The sequence below is a fragment of the Shinella sp. GW835-FHT14H05 genome (assembly GCF_058793575.1).
The window spans coordinates 492,416-508,098 of sequence record NZ_JBXAFY010000003.1; the positions used below are offsets into that span (position 1 = coordinate 492,416).

The 15,683-nt window shown below is 62.2% G+C and carries 15 protein-coding genes; 12 read left to right on the forward strand and 3 right to left on the reverse strand.

Annotation, left to right across the window (positions count from 1 at the left end; translation table 11 throughout):
• Positions 1 to 68: 68 nt before the first annotated feature.
• Positions 69 to 686 carry a methyltransferase family protein gene (locus AC1Q6Z_RS13465; protein WP_492648186.1) on the forward strand — a complete coding sequence of 206 codons (618 nt, stop codon included), beginning with the start codon at positions 69 to 71 and terminating at the stop codon, positions 684 to 686.
• A 108-nt stretch (positions 687 to 794) separates the two neighbouring features.
• On the forward strand, positions 795 to 1,517 hold the full coding sequence (locus AC1Q6Z_RS13470; protein WP_435265551.1) for a response regulator transcription factor: 723 nt from the start codon (positions 795 to 797) through the stop codon (positions 1,515 to 1,517).
• 199 nt (positions 1,518 to 1,716) lie between these two features.
• On the opposite strand, the gene AC1Q6Z_RS13475 is transcribed toward AC1Q6Z_RS13470, so the two are convergent.
• Positions 1,717 to 2,565: a MipA/OmpV family protein gene (locus AC1Q6Z_RS13475; RefSeq protein ID WP_492648187.1), complete on the reverse strand. Its 849-nt coding sequence runs from the start codon at positions 2,563 to 2,565 to the stop codon at positions 1,717 to 1,719.
• Between the two features lie 188 nt (positions 2,566 to 2,753).
• On the opposite strand from AC1Q6Z_RS13475, the gene AC1Q6Z_RS13480 reads away from it, so the two are divergent.
• From AC1Q6Z_RS13480 to AC1Q6Z_RS13525, 10 genes are all read left to right on the forward strand, one after another.
• A complete protein-coding gene (locus AC1Q6Z_RS13480; RefSeq protein WP_492648188.1) occupies positions 2,754 to 4,169 on the forward strand; it encodes an ATP-binding protein in 1,416 nt (471 codons plus the stop codon).
• Positions 4,170 to 4,216: 47 nt separating this feature from the next.
• Positions 4,217 to 4,615 (forward strand): ribosomal maturation YjgA family protein, encoded by a 399-nt coding sequence (locus tag AC1Q6Z_RS13485; protein ID WP_492648349.1) that lies wholly within the window; start codon positions 4,217 to 4,219, stop codon positions 4,613 to 4,615.
• An 86-nt stretch (positions 4,616 to 4,701) separates the two neighbouring features.
• Entirely contained in the window at positions 4,702 to 5,724 is a 1,023-nt protein-coding gene (locus tag AC1Q6Z_RS13490) for a LacI family DNA-binding transcriptional regulator (protein WP_492648189.1), read from the forward strand.
• Positions 5,725 to 5,892: 168 nt separating this feature from the next.
• Positions 5,893 to 6,906, forward strand: coding sequence for an SIS domain-containing protein (locus tag AC1Q6Z_RS13495; protein ID WP_492648190.1), 1,014 nt, complete (start codon positions 5,893 to 5,895; stop codon positions 6,904 to 6,906).
• A gap of 89 nt (positions 6,907 to 6,995) precedes the next feature.
• Positions 6,996 to 8,321, forward strand: a complete 1,326-nt coding sequence (locus AC1Q6Z_RS13500) for an ABC transporter substrate-binding protein (RefSeq protein WP_492648191.1) — start codon at positions 6,996 to 6,998, stop codon at positions 8,319 to 8,321.
• Between the two features lie 15 nt (positions 8,322 to 8,336).
• Positions 8,337 to 9,302, forward strand: coding sequence for a carbohydrate ABC transporter permease (locus tag AC1Q6Z_RS13505; RefSeq protein ID WP_492648192.1), 966 nt, complete (start codon positions 8,337 to 8,339; stop codon positions 9,300 to 9,302).
• Positions 9,299 to 10,159 (forward strand): carbohydrate ABC transporter permease, encoded by an 861-nt coding sequence (locus tag AC1Q6Z_RS13510; RefSeq protein ID WP_492648193.1) that lies wholly within the window; start codon positions 9,299 to 9,301, stop codon positions 10,157 to 10,159. Before AC1Q6Z_RS13505 ends, AC1Q6Z_RS13510 begins: the two co-directional genes overlap by 4 nt.
• Before the next feature lies 1 nt (position 10,160).
• Complete coding sequence (locus AC1Q6Z_RS13515; protein WP_439615556.1) at positions 10,161 to 11,024, forward strand: PfkB family carbohydrate kinase; 864 nt, start codon at positions 10,161 to 10,163, stop codon at positions 11,022 to 11,024.
• A gap of 2 nt (positions 11,025 to 11,026) precedes the next feature.
• Positions 11,027 to 12,430 (forward strand): NAD(P)/FAD-dependent oxidoreductase, encoded by a 1,404-nt coding sequence (locus AC1Q6Z_RS13520; RefSeq protein WP_439615555.1) that lies wholly within the window; start codon positions 11,027 to 11,029, stop codon positions 12,428 to 12,430.
• Between the two features lie 47 nt (positions 12,431 to 12,477).
• A complete protein-coding gene (locus AC1Q6Z_RS13525; RefSeq protein WP_492648350.1) occupies positions 12,478 to 13,593 on the forward strand; it encodes an ABC transporter ATP-binding protein in 1,116 nt (371 codons plus the stop codon).
• 42 nt (positions 13,594 to 13,635) lie between these two features.
• Here the strand turns inward: AC1Q6Z_RS13525 and AC1Q6Z_RS13530 are convergent, their stop codons facing one another.
• Positions 13,636 to 14,850: an NADP-dependent isocitrate dehydrogenase gene (locus tag AC1Q6Z_RS13530; RefSeq protein WP_492648194.1), complete on the reverse strand. Its 1,215-nt coding sequence runs from the start codon at positions 14,848 to 14,850 to the stop codon at positions 13,636 to 13,638.
• Between the two features lie 48 nt (positions 14,851 to 14,898).
• Positions 14,899 to 15,573, reverse strand: a complete 675-nt coding sequence (locus AC1Q6Z_RS13535) for a FadR/GntR family transcriptional regulator (RefSeq protein ID WP_256116715.1) — start codon at positions 15,571 to 15,573, stop codon at positions 14,899 to 14,901.
• Positions 15,574 to 15,683: the final 110 nt, after the last annotated feature.

The window sequence follows — 15,683 nt, forward strand, 5'->3', positions numbered from 1 at the left end:
GCTCTTCGTCGTTTGCCGATCACGGAAACTGCACCCAGCTACGGGCAAGCGGGCAGGGGAGACGGATCATGGCTGAGGCCCGGGCTCCCTTCCTGCAGCAATACCGCATCAATACGCTTTGCCTCTTTGGCGCCGTCGCGTTCGCACTGCTGGCCGTGACGGCGTCGCCTCCCGGGGCGCCGCTTGTTAGTTCCCTCTTCGAGCTGACGGGATTGCTGGCGATCTTCACGGCCATTGCCGGTCGCGTGTGGTCGCTATTCTATATCGGCGGCCGCAAGAATGCTGAGCTCGTCACCGACGGCCCCTATTCTATCACCCGCAATCCCCTCTACCTGTTCAGCCTGATCGGGATTGCCGGGCTCGGGGCGCAGACGGAGAGCCTGTTGTCGATGGTCGCGATGACGGGCATCGCCTATTTCGCCTTCGAGATGGCGATGCGGGGCGAGGAGGCCTTCCTCGCCAGCCGCTATGGCCACAGTTTCGAGCACTATCGCCAGGTGACACCAAGACTCCTGCCGGATTTCTCGCTCTGGCGGGAAGCCGACGATACTCCCCTGCGCTCCGTAAAAGCCGTCAGCGGCCTCAAGGACGGCGCCGTCTTCCTGGCCGCCTGGTTGGGCATCGAGCTCATCAAGATGGGTCAGGCGGCGGAATTGCTGCCGGTCTTCTGGACATTGCCGTTCTAGCGACTGCCGCGCAGCCGCCCCATTTCCTCGCAACAAAACGTAACAAAGCGAAATGTTTGTCGCCCGCGTGATAAGCATTATATGCGCGTTCAGGTTGGGAAGACGAGAATGCAATCGAGTTCCGCAAATGCAAGAATCCTGATTGTCGAAGACGATCCGGAGATCGGCAGTCTCCTCGCGCTGACGGTGCAGGAGAGCGGAATGATCGCGACCGTCGCGGAAGACGGGCGGGTGATGCAATCCCTGCTGCGCAACAACGAATTCGACCTGATCATCCTGGACGTGATGCTTCCCGGTGAGGATGGCCTCAGCATTTGCCGGCGCATCCGCTCGGAGAAGACCACGCCGATCATCCTGCTCACGGCGCTCGGGGAAGAGATCGATCGCATCGTCGGGCTGGAAGTGGGCGCCGATGACTATGTCACCAAGCCTTTCAGCCCCCGGGAGATCGTCGCCCGTATCCGCAGCCTTCTGAGGCGGGCGTCCTACGGCCTGGCGAACAATGTCGATCAGCGCAAGCTGCGCTTCGATGGCTGGCAGATCGATCCGCTGCGCCGGCAGCTGCACGATCCCAGCAATGCCAGGGTGGCGCTGACCACGACGGAGTTCGATCTGTTGCTGGCTTTTTGCCGGAACCCCGGCCGGATCATCACGCGTGAAGAGCTTCTGTCCCTGACCCATAGCGGCCTTGCCGGGCCGATCGAGCGCAGCATCGACGTGCATATCAGCCGACTGCGCCAGAAGATCGAAGCGGACCCGAAGACGCCGGCGCTGCTGCACACGGTGCGGCTCGGCGGCTACATGTTCACCGCCCGGGTCGAGCAATCCTAAGGCCAATCGACATTCAGCCCATGCCAGCCTGCAAACGGCAATTTTCCGCGCTTCCGGTGCTCACGTACCAAAAGTACGCTGCGCTCCGGATCGCGGAAGCTCACCATTTTCGGCACGGCCTGACGTGAATGTCGATTGATCCTGACCACTTGTTGTGGGCAAGAAGCCGGAATTGCTCCGGCTTCTTTGATCGCTTCAATCAGAATTTGTAGCCGACGAAGATCGAGGCCGAGGGCTGAAGCTTCTTTTCCACGATCGGGCTGTCGGCGGCGTCTCCGGTCAGGATGCCCAACGCCGCCTCGCCCCGCACGAACCAGTCTTCACTGAGCCCATAGGTGGCGGATGCCGATACGTTGACACGCTTGATACCGGCTTCCGCCTTGTATTCGGAAAGGCCGGATGCGGCCGCCTGCGCGGCGTTCACGCCAAAATAGGCCTGCATGTGCTTGTCGTTGGCAACGACAACCTCCGCCCCGGCACTGACCATCAGCCGTTCGGTCACGGGCGCCGAATATTCGACGCCGACCGTTCCGATGAGGCTCTCGCTTCCCTCGATCGTCTGGTCGAGCGTTGCGTAGAACTCGAAGGCGTTCCAGGTATAGGCCGCCTTGGCGCCGACGGTCGCGGCGAAGTCGATGTCGCCGAGGCCATTCAGGCGGTCATGGTCATCCTGGTCGCGCCCGGTTTCATAACCGACCTTGCCCGCGAGCGAGAAGCCGCCGTTGCGAAGCGCGGTAATGGTTGCGCCTGTCGGATCGATCTCCAGCCATTCGCCATAGGTGAAGATGACGAGCGGAACGGGGCTGACCTTGAACTCGTCGCCGCCTTCATATTCCGGTTCATAGATGCCGCCGGCACCGATGATGAGGCTCCAGCTCGGTTTGACGGCCTCGTTGTTGAACCGCTCCTGGTCGAAGGGCGGCTCCTGTGCCTGGTCCGCGAGGCTGGCATCGGCAGCCAGCACGGTGGATGCCGTTCCGAGCGATGTGAACGTGACGAACAGCGCGCTCCGGGTAAGGCGCCAGTCGATATACTTGGTACAAAACATGAGTGCTCCAGTGATTTGACACGGGATGCCGGCCGCAGCGGCGAACCGTGTGTGCAACCTCCTTGTCTTTTCATGGATCAGGATTGGACTGGATGTTGTTATGTTACGGTTTGTTGCCGGCGGGCGATGGCGTCGGATCAGCGGATGTCCGGCCGGCCTTAATAAATCGACACAAAACGTAACGCAGTTTGGCCGCGCGGACCTGTTTCCATTACCCTATCGATGACAGGGTCGGTTGGACAGGCAGAGTTTGTGCGCGGCGAAGGCCTGCGGGAGGAGGCGCGTTGAGGTTTCGCTTATCCAAGTTGATTTCGACGATTCATGGACAGATCACGATCATCGTCTTTCTCGCCCTCGTCATGGTCATCTCCGCCGGCTCCGCGCTGGAGCGCTGGATGCGTTCGGACTTCAAGATCATCGACCTCGAAAATATTTCCGAGCGCGTCTCCGCGATCGGCTCGGTGCTGGCTGAAGCCAAGCCATCGGAACGCGTGACCATTCTGGAGATCGCCAATCGCGGCGATTGGAAATTCTCGATTCGTCCTCTCTCCCTGTCGCAGCAGTTCACCACATCGTCGCCCACCGAGCCCTTTGTCGACGTGGTCGTGGACTGGCTGTTTCCCCCGGACGACGGCGCGGAGCCGCTTGGGGGCTGGCGAACCTTCATCGACGGCAAACGCATCATCGCCGCCAAGATCGACGACAGCGAGATGCTGGTTCTGGAAAGTCTGCCGGGGCCTTTCCTGCGCGGCGATGCCTTGAATTTGGGTTCCAACTACCTTCTCGCGGTTGTCATCCTGATGATCCTGTTTTCCGCCTTCGCTGTCTGGACGATCACGCGTCCGTTGCGCCGCATTGCGGCGGCGGCAATGCGGGCGGATCTCTCCGTCGGCCCGGCGCTGTTCGAGGAGCGTGGAAGCGAGGAGATCGTGGCTCTGGCACGCGCGCTGAATGGCATGCAAAGACGCATCTCGACGATGGTTGATTCGCGCACAAGAATGCTGCGCGGCGTCAGCCACGATCTGCGCACGCCGCTCACCCGGCTGCGGCTTCGCGTCGAGCGCGTGGACCAGGAGGAGGTGCGGGAGGCCTTGCTCGCCGATGTCGAGCGCATCGACCGTCTTCTGAAGGAAAGCCTCAGCTATCTGCGCGACAACCACCGGACCGAAGCGTTTGAACGCGCCGACCTCGCCTCGATCATCCAGACGGTGTGCGACGAATTCGAGGACATCGGCCATGATATTACCTATCGCGGACCGGCCCGGTTGATCGCGAATTTCAAGCCGCTCGCAATCACGCGCGCGGTGACGAACCTGTGCGAAAACGCGACCAAGTTCGGCAGCAGCGTCCACGTCGAGCTCGGCGCAAGCGCGGGCATGGCGACGATCGATGTTGTCGACGACGGCCCCGGCATTCCCGCCGAGCATCGCAGCCGGGTACTGGAACCGTTTTACAAAGTCGATGCGGCCCGCGGAGGAACCGGCGCCGGTTTCGGCCTCGGCCTCTCCATCGTCGCCGAGATCGTGCAGGACCACGCTGGGAAACTGGAGCTGCTTGATCGACATCCGAACGGGTTGATTGCGAGGATTGCAATCCCGACCTGACGGGGCGGGAACTCGACAGCCGAACCCGAGCGGACTAGATCGTGACCATGAGTTTACGCTTCGATCCCGCGTCTTTCCTGCGCGCTGCCCTCCTGTTCGTGATTTTGGTGTTGCTGGCGACGTTCGGCCGGGATCTGGGCTGGGTTCGCAGCTTTCTAGGCGATGTGCTGGCTGTGGCATGGGTCTTTTACGCCATACGGGCCGTGGTAAACGCGAGTGCCCGTTCGATAGCTGCAATCGCCTTTGCCACCGGCGCTGCGGTGGAACTGGTACAACTCCTTCTCGCCAGCTTTGATGTGCAAATACCCAACCGAATTCTCCGCATCGTCTTGGGGGCGACGCCGGACTGGTGGGATGTCCTGGCCTATGCCATCGGCGCGGCGCTTGTCCTGGGCGTGGATTTTCTGAGCTCCGCACGAGAGACGGAAATACAAGGCAAGTCCTGATCGCCTTTCCGCAGCGCCGTGACCTATGCGAAGCGGTCACCCGAAGCTACAAGGAGAATCCTGCTTGTGTGATCGCGAAGGGTGAAATGGTTCGGAAACCGGCGACTTTGAAGGATGTGGCGGCGCTGGCCAAGGTGTCGCGCGCAACCGCCGCCCGCGCCCTGAACAGTTACGGCTATGTCGGCGACGAGACCGCACAGAAGGTTCAGGCGGCGGCGGAACAGCTCGGTTATCGTGGCAACCGCCTGGCGCAGGCTCTGCGCAACGGGCAGTTGCCGATTGTCGGCTGCATCCTCGGCGATATCCAGAACCCGTTCTTCGCCCGCATCGCGCACGATATCGAGGTGCTTGCTCGCGAGCGGGGGCACAATCTCGTCATCGGCAGCAGCGAGGAAGAACTGGCGCAGGAAATCTCCCTGCTGGCGAGCCTCCAGTCGCTCAGCATCCGCGGCTTCATCGTCGCGCCGACATCGGCCGACAACAACGCCCATTTGCAGGGTCTGATTGCGGAAAACGTGCCGCTGGTGCTGATCGACCGCGTCGCCGAGGGCGTTGATTGCGACAGTGTTCTCGTCGACAACGAGGGTGGCGCGCGCAAGGCCGTCGAGTATCTCATCGGGATGGGTCACCGTCGCATCGGGCTGTTGCAGGACGACATGCGCATCTTCACCTCGCGTGAGCGCATGAGCGGATACCAGGCAGCGCTCGCCGCCGCCGGTATCGCGCCGGACGACCGGATGGTCTCCGTCTCGCAATCCACGGTGGAACATGCGGTCGACGCGACAATCCGTCTTTTCAGCCAGAAAAACCCGCCGACGGCGCTTTTCACGGTCGACAGTTTGATGACGCAGGGGGCTCTTCTCGCCTTCCGCTCCATGGGCATTTCCATTCCGCACGACGTTTCGCTGATCGGTTTCGACGACTTCAATCTGGCCACGTTCACCGATCCGCAGATCACCGTCGTCTCGCAGCCCGTCTCGGAAATCGGCCGTGCGGCGGCCCGCCTGTTGTTCGACAGGCTCTCCGGCAAAAACGAACCCCTCCAGAAAATCCGCTTTGAAACCAAGCTGATAGTGCGCGGCTCCGTCAGTCGGCGAAGCGGCGGCTGAGCGTCGTAAACAAGCCCTGAAAAAATTCCGGAACCCCACTTGCCAGCGCAAAATTCTTGTGCGGTAATAGATATGAGATCGATCTCACATCGTCTCAAAGATCATTTTCGCACTGGCGCCATCCCGCTTCGACAGCGATTTGGCGGAGCGCAAAACGGGAAGGTTCTAATGCTCAACTTCGATAGAGATCGCTTTGTGAAGATACAAAGCGGCGCAGTCGCCATCGCCGACGACGTGCGCGCCCTGATGCGCGATCTGCTCAACGACGGTCTGGAACGCATCTTCTTCATGGGAACCGGCGGCGTGCAGTTCCTCACCCAGCCGGCCATCGAGCTTGCGCGCGTTTCGACCGTGTTTCCGGTTTCGGCGGCCTATTCCGCGCAGGTCGTCCTGGAGCCGCCGGCCGGCCTCAACGAGAAGGCGCTTGTCGTGCTGCCGTCGCTCTCGGGCACGACCAAGGAAAGCGTGCAGCTTCTCGCCTTCCTGAAGGAGCGGGGCGTGAAGACGCTGTCGCTCACCGGCCACAAGGACACGCCGCTCGGCCGCGACGCCGACTACAATTTCACCAATTTTGCCGAAGACGACACGTCCTCGGAATCGTTCTATCTGCAAACCCTGATCATCGTGCTGGCGCTTCTGGCCGAGCGCGGCGAATACCCCGATTTCGACGCGACCGTCGCCGAACTCAAGCTTCTGCCTGAGTTGTTGGTCGCGGTGAAGGAAAGCTACGAGGCGGATGCCGCCACGCTTGCCCACGACATCAAGGACGAGACCTATCACATCTTCACGGGTGCAGGCTCCGTCTGGCCGGAAGCCCACTATTACGGCATGTGCATCCTTGAGGAAATGCAGTGGATCCGCACCCGTCCGGTCCAGGCATCCGACTTCTTCCACGGCACGCTGGAGCTCGTCGAACCGGGCGTCAGCCTCTTCATCTTCAAGGGCGAGGACGCCTGCCGGCCGCTGACCGACCGGGTGGAAAGTTTCGCCAAGCGTTACACCGACAAGGTGCGCGTGCTCGATGCGGCCTCCGCCAGCCTTGCCGGCGTTTCCGCCAAGACCCGCAGCCTGATTTCCCCGGTCATCCTGGCCACGATGCTGGAGCGCCTGAGCGCCCATCTGGAAGTCCTGCGCGATCATCCGCTGACGACGCGCCGCTATTACAAGCGCGTCGAATATTGAGTTTTTCCCGGTCCGGCGGTGACGCCGGACCGGGCTCCAGACTTTTGCATGCCCCCAAGAAACCAAAGACAACAGAGAGGAACTGCGAAATGAAAGCCAACACCTTCTTGAGCACGACGAGTCTCGGATCGCTTGCCGTCGCAGCATTCGTCATCGGCGCCGTCGGCAGCGCTTCTGCTGCCGATCCGGTCGTGGCCGACCCCAGCGCGACGGTCGAATATTCGGGCACGGTCAGCGTGCTGACGAAATTCGGCCTGCAGCAGCTTTCCCCCTTCTTCGTCAATGCGGCCAAGGAATATGAAAAGCTTCATCCGGAAGTGAAGGTCGAACTCATCCAGGAGAGCGACGACAGCGTGAAGGGCAAAACGAAGGCGCTCGTCGCATCCAATTCGCTGCCGGACGTCTATTTCACCTGGACGGGAAGCTGGGGCGAGAATTTCGTGCGCGGAAATCGCGCCGTCGATCTGACGTCGGTCATCGGCCCGGACACCGAATGGGGCAAGACGCTCGCCACCGCCGCGGTCTCCGCCTTCCAGTACAACGGCAAGCTCTACGGCATTCCGCTCTACCTCGACGCCAAGTTCATGGGCTACAACAAGAGCCTGTTCGAAAAGGCGGGTGTTTCCGAACCCAAGACCTTCGATGAACTGCTGACCGCCTGCGCGACGCTGCGCAAGTCGGGTGTGACGCCGGTCTCCTTCGGCAACAAGGAAGGCTGGCCGGGCGTGCACTATGCGGGCCAGTTGCTCGCCTATAACGTGCCGCAGGCGACGCTCGAGAAGGATTTCGTTCCGGCCACGGCCGACTATGCCGATCCCGGTTATGTCGTCAGCCTGACGCAGTTCAAGAAGCTGATCGATGAATGCTCCGACGGATCGGGCACGAATGGCTCGTCCTATGCCTCTGCCATACAGCAGTTCGGCAGCGGCAAGGCCGCCATGTATTATCAGGAGATCATCGAGTTCGATCAGGCAACGGCCGAAGGCGCGCTGAAGCGGGAGGATTTCGGTTTCTTCAAGCTGCCGGCGCCTGCCGATGCCAAGGGCGACGTCAAATCCATCGAAGGCGCGCCGGAAGGCTACATGATCAGCGCGGCCTCGAAGAACATCCCGCTCGCGATCGATTTCATGCGTTTCGTCACTTCGGCTGAAAACGGCAAGGTTCTCTCTGCGCCGCCCTACGGCCAGCCGAGTGCCACGGTCGGCGGCTATTCCGCCGACAGCATGAACCCGGCCGTCGTCGATGGCCTGAAAGTGATCGCGGATTCCTCCTATCTCATGCCCTGGCTCGATACCGCCAATCCGCCGCGCGTGGCGGCTGCCTGGCTCTCGGGCCTGCAGGCGCTGGTCGGCGGCACCATGAGCCCCGAAGAGGTCATGGAGCGCGTCAAGGAAGCGGCGGCTTCGTCCAAATAAGGGATAGGGCCTGCAATGGCTGTCATGAAGCATGAACACGAAGGTGAAGCCGCCAAAATCGGCTTCACCGGGCCGGGCCGGGTCGACAAAGACCGGTTCGGCCCGGTCGCCGGGGTCCTGTCGTTCCGCTGGGTCCTCATCGCCTTCGTCCTGATCCTCTGGTTCGTCTACTACCCGATCATCGACAATTTCATCGTCAGCACGAAGAACCAGGACATCTTCACCGGCGAGACCGCCTTCATTGGACTGGACAATTACCGTCGCCTGCAAGGCGATCCGGTCGTCTGGACGGCGATCGTCAACAACACGCTCTATGCCGTCATCTCCGTCGTCTTCCAGGTTTTCGGCGCCTTCGTGCTGGCGGCCCTCATCGAGGGGCTGAGCGAGGAGAGATGGCGTCGGTTCTGGCGTGCGGTCTACTTCGTGCCCTCGGCCATCTCGATTACCGTCACCGGCCTCCTGTTCTATTTCATCTATCAACCCGATATCGGCCTTTTGGATTCGGCGCTGACGCAAATCGGGCTTGCGGACTGGTCGCGCGCCTGGCTCGGCGAGGAAGGAACCGCGATCTACGCCATCATCGTCATGAGCCAGTGGCAGGGTTTCGGTTATTCGACGCTGCTCTTTGCCATCGCGATCCAGAAAATCCCGCGCGAACTCTACGACGCCGCGATCATGGACGGGGCAGGGACTTGGCGGCGGCTGTGGAACATCACCTTCCCACTCACCCGCGAAATGACCGGCCTCATGGTGATCGTCACGATCACCGGCGCCTTCCAGGTCTTCAACGAGGTCATGGTGATGACCGGCGGCGGGCCCAACAACAGCAGCCAGGTGCTCGGCACATGGCTTTACCAGCAGGGTTTCATCGAAAACGACTTCGGTTATGGCGCGGCCATCGCAACGGTCATTTTCGTCATCACGCTGATCACCGGCTTCGCGCAGCTTTGGTACACCAAGAGACGGAGGGTCGATCTGTGAGCGTCTCCCATCACCCGCGGGAAACCGAACGCACAGACTTCGTCGCCGTTCTCGCGAAGACCTGCCTCGTCACCTTCCTCATCAGCCTCGGCTTCGTTGTGCTCTATCCGCTGTTCTGGATGGCGATGAACGGCTTCAAGACCAATGCCGAAATCTTCGGCAACCCCTTCGCGCTGCCGAGCGGCTTCAGCATTGCGAACTATATTTCGGCCTGGAACCAGGGTATCCGGAACTATATCGCGACAAGCGTTATCGTCACGCTCGGGTCGGCCGTTTGCACGGTGCTTGTCAGCGCCTGGACAGCCTATGGCCTGACCCGCTCGAAACTGCCCGGAAAGCCGTTCTTCGTCGGCATCGTGCTCGGCGGCCTCATGCTGAGCCCGACGGTGGCCGTCATCCCGCTCGTGCGCATGATGCAGGATCTTGGCCTCTACAACACCTATTGGGCGCTGATCATCCTCTACACTGCGTTTCGCATTCCCTTCACGACCTTCCTCATCCGCGCCTACATGCTCGGGCTGCCGCGCGATCTGGACGAGGCGGCCATCATGGATGGCGCCAGCGAGGGGCAAATCTTCTGGCGCGTGACGCTGCCGCTCTGCAAGCCGATCCTGGTGTCCTGCGTGATCCTGCACGTCCTCTTCGCGTGGAACGAATATCTCTTCGCGATGATCTTCACCAGCGGCGCGGACCTCCAGACGCTGCCCGTCGGCCTCACCTCCATCATGGCGAAGCATGGAACGAACTATGCCGTCGTCTTCGCGGCGATGACGCTCTCCGCCCTTCCCATCGTCATCACCTTCTTTGCGGCCCAGCGCTTCTTCATCCGAGGGCTGGCCGAAGGCATCGGGAAATAGAATGAACAAGGCCAATCCCACCCTGATCGCCGTCGGCGACAATTGCCTAGACGCCTATCTCACCAAGGGTTTCGTCACCGTGGGCGGCAACGCCCTCAACGTCGCCGTGCAATGGCGGCGGCAAGGACTGAACGCCCGCTATTTCGGCGCGCTGGGTCTCGACGAGGAAGCCGAGATCATGTTCGGTGCCATCGAGGATGCGGGTCTCGACCGCGGCGACATCGAGATACGCCCGGGCTCATCGGCCGTCACGCTTTTGACCGATGATGCCGGTGAGCGGCGCTTTCTCCTCGAATCCCTCGGCGTCGGGGAGGAATATGTTCCAAGCACCGAACGCTATGCGGCACTGCGCCACGCGGACTGGGTGCATCTCGGCACCAATTCCAGCGAAAGATTGGTCCGCCGGCTCGTTGCGGATGGCGCGCCGTTCAGCATCGACGTCTCCACACGGCATTTCGACGTTTCCCTGGAAGGCGTGCCGCTGGTTTTCGCCTCCGGCCCGGATGATCCGGCGGAGCCCGTCGAGCCGCTGATAGCACGGTTCAGGGCGGCGGGCGCGCGCCAGGTCGTGATCACCTGCGGCAAGCGCGGCTCCTTCTATGACAACGGCAGCGCCCTGTTTTCCGCGGGCTCGGTGCCGGTGGCGGTGGTCGATACCTGCGGCGCGGGGGACAGGTTCATCGCGAGTTTCGTCGTGTCGCGCCTGTTCGAAAACCAGTCGGAGCAAGCCGCCCTTGAGCGAGCTGCGGCCGAGGCTGCGGAAACCTGCACCCATCTCGGCGGATTTCCCCAGCCGATCCTCGCGATCCCGCAATGGCTGCTCGACAAATATGACGGCGTCATCCGCACGGCACAGAGGGCCTGAGCATGAACACTATCACGATGAGGCCGCCCGTGACGGCGGCGAAGGCGGATCGCTCCTTCTGGCTGCAAAGCATCGATGCGGACGCCGTCACCGCGCCCTTGTCGGGAAGCGAGACCTGCGACGTGGCGATCGTCGGCGGCGGCTATGCCGGCCTGTGGACGGCGCTCCGAATCAAGGAACAGTCTCCGCAGACGGAGGTGACCGTGCTCGAAGCGGATTTCTGCGGCTCCGGCGCCTCCGGCCGCAACGGCGGGCAGGTCCACACCTGGTTTGCCGAAATCGACATGCTGCGCGCGCTAGTCGGCGAGGACGATGCGCTCATGCTCTGCCGGGCGACCGCTGATGCCATCGAGGAACTGCACAGCTTGCAGGCCTCCGGCACCATCGACATGGACCTGAGGCTCGACGGCTGGCTGTGGACGGCAAGTTCGACTGCGCAGGAAGGTGCATGGGCGCAAGCCGAGGCCCTCAGCCGTTCGTTGGGCGAAGTGCGCTTCCAGCCGCTCCAGCGCGCCGACATCTTGCGCCGTACGGGCTCTGCCGCATCTTATGTCGGTATCATGGAGAGGAGGGCGGGCACTGTGCAGCCGGCAAAACTCGCCCTCGGCCTGCGCCAGCTCGCCCTATCCAAGGGCATCGTCATCCACGAGCACAGCCCAGTCATCGAAATCGCTCCGGGTCCGCGACCGCAATTGCGCACAGCGAAGGGCGCGCTGTCCACCGGCAAGGTCGTGCTTGCCGCGAACGCCTGGCTCTCCGCTATCCCGGAATTGCACCCCTATCTCTACGTGGTCAGCAGCCAGGTTATCGCCACCGCACCCGCGACGGATATCCTGGAGCGGATCGGCTGGGTCGACGGTGCGTCGATCTGCGATGCGCAGCATCACGTGCTCTATTATCAGCGAACGCCGGCCGGCAACGTCATCTTCGGGCGCGGCACGGGCGGCATCGCCTATCGGGATCACATCGACGGTCGTTTCAACCGCAGCGGCGATGCGGGGGCGGACAATATCCGCGAACTGCACCGGGTCTATCCGCAGCTCAAGGACGTGCCCGTTCTCTACGACTGGAGCGGCCCGATCGACTGCACGGCGCAGCACCTGCCGGTCTTCGGACATCTCAAGGACCACGCGAACATCTTCTACGCCATGGGCTTTAATGGCACCGGCATTGCGCAGGCGCCCGTCGCCGGCCGCATCATGGCGAGCCTCGTTCTCGGCCGCGACGACGCCTGGTCCCGATGCGGACTGGTCGGCCTTGACAACCGCACCAAGCTGCCGCCCGAACCCTTCCGCTATGTCGGCGCGAAGGTCGTGCGCCGGGCCATTCGGCGAAAGAACGATCTCGAAATCCTCAACCGGAAACCGGATCGACTGACGCGGTTCCTCGCCGGGCTCGCCCCCTGACGGCGCGCTGCCCGCAAGGGTGAAATCAAGAAAATGGAATGGGAACGATGGTCGATTTGTCGCTGAGAAACATCCGCAAGGCCTATGCCGATCTCGAAGTCCTGCACGGCATCGATCTCGACATAAAATCGGGCGAGTTCATCGTCTTCGTCGGCCCATCCGGCTGCGGTAAATCCACCCTGCTGCGCTCCATTGCCGGCCTCGAGAGCATCACCTCCGGCGACCTCGTCATCGCCGGCGAGCGGATGAATGCCGTCGCGCCCTCCAAGCGCGGCATCTCCATGGTGTTCCAGTCCTATGCGCTCTATCCGCACATGACCGTCTACGAGAACATGGCCTTCGGTCTGCGCATCGCCGGCACGCCGAAGGCCGAGATCGACACGCGCGTGCGCCGCGCCGCCGGGATCCTGCAACTCGACAAATATCTGCAAAGACAGCCGAAAGCGCTATCGGGCGGACAGCGGCAGCGCGTCGCGATCGGCCGCGCGATCGTGCGCAATCCGCGCGTCTTCCTCTTCGATGAACCGCTGTCCAACCTCGACGCGGCGTTGCGCGTTGCAACGCGCATCGAGATCGCCAAGCTGAAGCAGAGCATGCCTGATGTGACGATGATCTATGTCACCCATGACCAGGTGGAGGCGATGACGCTAGCCGACCGCATCGTCGTCTTCAAGGACGGCTATGTGGAACAGGTGGGTACGCCGACCGAACTCTACAGGAAACCCGCAAACCTGTTCGTCGCCCAGTTCATCGGCTCGCCGGCCATGAACATCCTGAAGGGAAAGATCATCGACCGCTCGGGCGAGGTCGCGCGCTGCCAGCTCGACTGCGGTCTTCTCCTCGATATCGAGGAAGGGCAGGGGAGGCTTTCCAAGGGCGAAACGATCAGCATCGGCATCCGCCCGGAAAACACCCGGACCACTGGGGAAGACGCATCCGATCCGGCCTTCTCCGGCACTATCGATCTGGTAGAGCACCTCGGCGATGTGCAGATCCTTTACGTGGACCTGTCCGGCCACGGCGAAAAATTCCTAGTCAAGGCGGATGGCGAGAGCGCCTTGACGCGCGGGCAGAACATCCGCTTCACGCCGCGCCGCCAGGATATCCACATTTTCGACGCTGCCGGTGCTGTCGTCGCCTGCCGGGTCCTGCCGCCAACTTGAACGAAACGGCGGGGAGGGTGCCCCGCCGTTTGTTGGAATGGCTCAGGCCGCCATGGCCTTGCGGAGGTTTTCGTCGATCTTGTCGAGGAAGCCGGTGGTGGAGAGCCAGGGCTGGTCGGGACCGATGAGAAGGGCGAGGTCCTTCGTCATGAAGCCGGATTCGACCGTGTCGATGCAGACCTTTTCCAGCGTGTCGGCAAAGCGCGCCAGCTCCGCATTGTTGTCGAGCTTGGCGCGGTGCGCGAGGCCGCGCGTCCAGGCGAAGATAGAGGCGATGGAGTTGGTCGAGGTTTCCTCGCCCTTCTGGTGCTGGCGGTAGTGGCGCGTCACCGTGCCGTGCGCGGCTTCCGCTTCCACCGTCTGGCCATCCGGCGTCATCAGCACGGAGGTCATGAGGCCGAGCGAGCCAAAACCCTGGGCGACAATGTCGGACTGCACGTCGCCGTCGTAGTTCTTGCACGCCCAGACGTAGCCGCCCGACCACTTCAGCGCCGAGGCGACCATGTCGTCGATCAGGCGGTGTTCGTACCAGATCTTCGCTTCCTTGAACTTGTCGGCGAATTCCTTGTCGAAGACCTCCTGGAAGATGTCCTTGAAGCGGCCGTCATAGACTTTCAGGATGGTGTTCTTGGTCGAAAGATAGACCGGCACCTTGCGCTGCAGGCCGTAGTTCAGCGAGGCGCGGGCGAATTCGGTGATCGAATCGTCGAGGTTGTACATGCCCATGGCGACACCGGCGGACGGCGCTTCGAACACGTCGTATTCGATCTCCTTGCCGTCCTCGCCGACGAACTTCATCGTCAGCTTGCCCTTGCCGGGGAACTTGAAATCGGTGGCGCGGTACTGGTCGCCGAAGGCGTGGCGGCCGACGATGATCGGCTTGGTCCAGCCGGGTACGAGGCGCGGCACGTTCTTGCAGATGATCGGCTCGCGGAAGATGACGCCGCCGAGGATGTTGCGGATCGTGCCGTTCGGCGACTTCCACATCTTCTTCAGCTTGAACTCTTCGACGCGTCCCTCATCGGCGGTGATGGTGGCACATTTTACGCCGACGCCGTGTTTGCGGATCGCATGCGCCGCATCGATCGTTACCTGATCGTCCGTCGCGTCGCGGTTCTCGATGCTGAGGTCGTAATAGTCCAGATCCACGTCGAGATACGGGTGGATCAGCTTGTCCTTGATGAACTGCCAGATGATGCGCGTCATCTCGTCGCCGTCGAGCTCGACGACCGGGTTGGCGACCTTGATCTTCGTCATTCCATGTTCTCCCTTGGGCCGCTTTTGCCGCCCCTCCTCGGATTTCGTTCAGCGCATGTCGCGCATATGGCCCTCGACGCTGCGCAGGTGCCGGCGCATCGCATCCGCCGCGGCAGCGCCGTCGCGGTTGGCGATCGCCTCGACGATGCGCTCATGTTCCGCGAAGGAATGGTGGTCCGGCGGCGGGCGGACCGGCGTGTCGCGCAGCCGCCCCCAGGTGACGGCGCGGCGCACCGCATTCAACGTGTCGAGCAGGCCGAGCAGCAGCGAGTTCTGCGAGGATTCGCCGATCAAGCGATGCAGGCGGTTGTCCCACTGCTCATAGAGCCGCCACGTCGGCGCCTGCTGCGCCTTCAGCATGCAGCTGCGCAACTCGGCGATCTGGCTCGGCGTGGCGTTGAGTGCGGCGCAGCGCGCGACCTCCGGCTCGAAGGCGATGCGCGCGCCCATGACCTCCAGCGGATTGGTCCGCTGCACCATGGCATTGATGTCCGCGACGGTGTCGATCGGCCGCTCGCCGGTAAAGGTCCCCTTGCCGACATGACGCCAGACGACGCCCTCCGCCTGCAAGGTCGCCAGCGCCTTGCGCAGCGCGCTGCGCCCGACATCCAGCGATTCCGCGAGGTCGCGCTCCGGCGGCAGGCGTCCGCCCTCGGCGAGCTGCGCCGTTGCAAGGAAGTCTCTGAGCCGGGAAAGCACGGTGGCATCGGTGTTTTCAAGCATGGTATAGTCCGAACCAATTCAGGATTGGTTTGCTTATATTGAACATATTGGCTGCTGTCAACGCGCCGTTATCGAGACCTCAAGTCGGAAATTTTTATAGCGTAAAATCA

Excerpts from the sequence above, each read along its gene's own strand:
- AC1Q6Z_RS13465 (WP_492648186.1), top strand. The coding sequence starts at position 69 with ATGGCTGAGGCCCGGGCTCCCTTCCTGCAGCAATACCGCATCAATACG.
- AC1Q6Z_RS13470 (WP_435265551.1), top strand. The coding sequence starts at position 795 with ATGCAATCGAGTTCCGCAAATGCAAGAATCCTGATTGTCGAAGACGAT.
- AC1Q6Z_RS13475 (WP_492648187.1), bottom strand. The coding sequence starts at position 2,565 with ATGTTTTGTACCAAGTATATCGACTGGCGCCTTACCCGGAGCGCGCTG.
- AC1Q6Z_RS13485 (WP_492648349.1), top strand. The coding sequence starts at position 4,217 with ATGAGTTTACGCTTCGATCCCGCGTCTTTCCTGCGCGCTGCCCTCCTG.
- AC1Q6Z_RS13490 (WP_492648189.1), top strand. The coding sequence starts at position 4,702 with ATGGTTCGGAAACCGGCGACTTTGAAGGATGTGGCGGCGCTGGCCAAG.
- AC1Q6Z_RS13495 (WP_492648190.1), top strand. The coding sequence starts at position 5,893 with ATGCTCAACTTCGATAGAGATCGCTTTGTGAAGATACAAAGCGGCGCA.
- AC1Q6Z_RS13500 (WP_492648191.1), top strand. The coding sequence starts at position 6,996 with ATGAAAGCCAACACCTTCTTGAGCACGACGAGTCTCGGATCGCTTGCC.
- AC1Q6Z_RS13505 (WP_492648192.1), top strand. The coding sequence starts at position 8,337 with ATGGCTGTCATGAAGCATGAACACGAAGGTGAAGCCGCCAAAATCGGC.
- AC1Q6Z_RS13515 (WP_439615556.1), top strand. The coding sequence starts at position 10,161 with ATGAACAAGGCCAATCCCACCCTGATCGCCGTCGGCGACAATTGCCTA.
- AC1Q6Z_RS13520 (WP_439615555.1), top strand. The coding sequence starts at position 11,027 with ATGAACACTATCACGATGAGGCCGCCCGTGACGGCGGCGAAGGCGGAT.
- AC1Q6Z_RS13525 (WP_492648350.1), top strand. The coding sequence starts at position 12,478 with ATGGTCGATTTGTCGCTGAGAAACATCCGCAAGGCCTATGCCGATCTC.
- AC1Q6Z_RS13530 (WP_492648194.1), bottom strand. The coding sequence starts at position 14,850 with ATGACGAAGATCAAGGTCGCCAACCCGGTCGTCGAGCTCGACGGCGAC.
- AC1Q6Z_RS13535 (WP_256116715.1), bottom strand. The coding sequence starts at position 15,573 with ATGCTTGAAAACACCGATGCCACCGTGCTTTCCCGGCTCAGAGACTTC.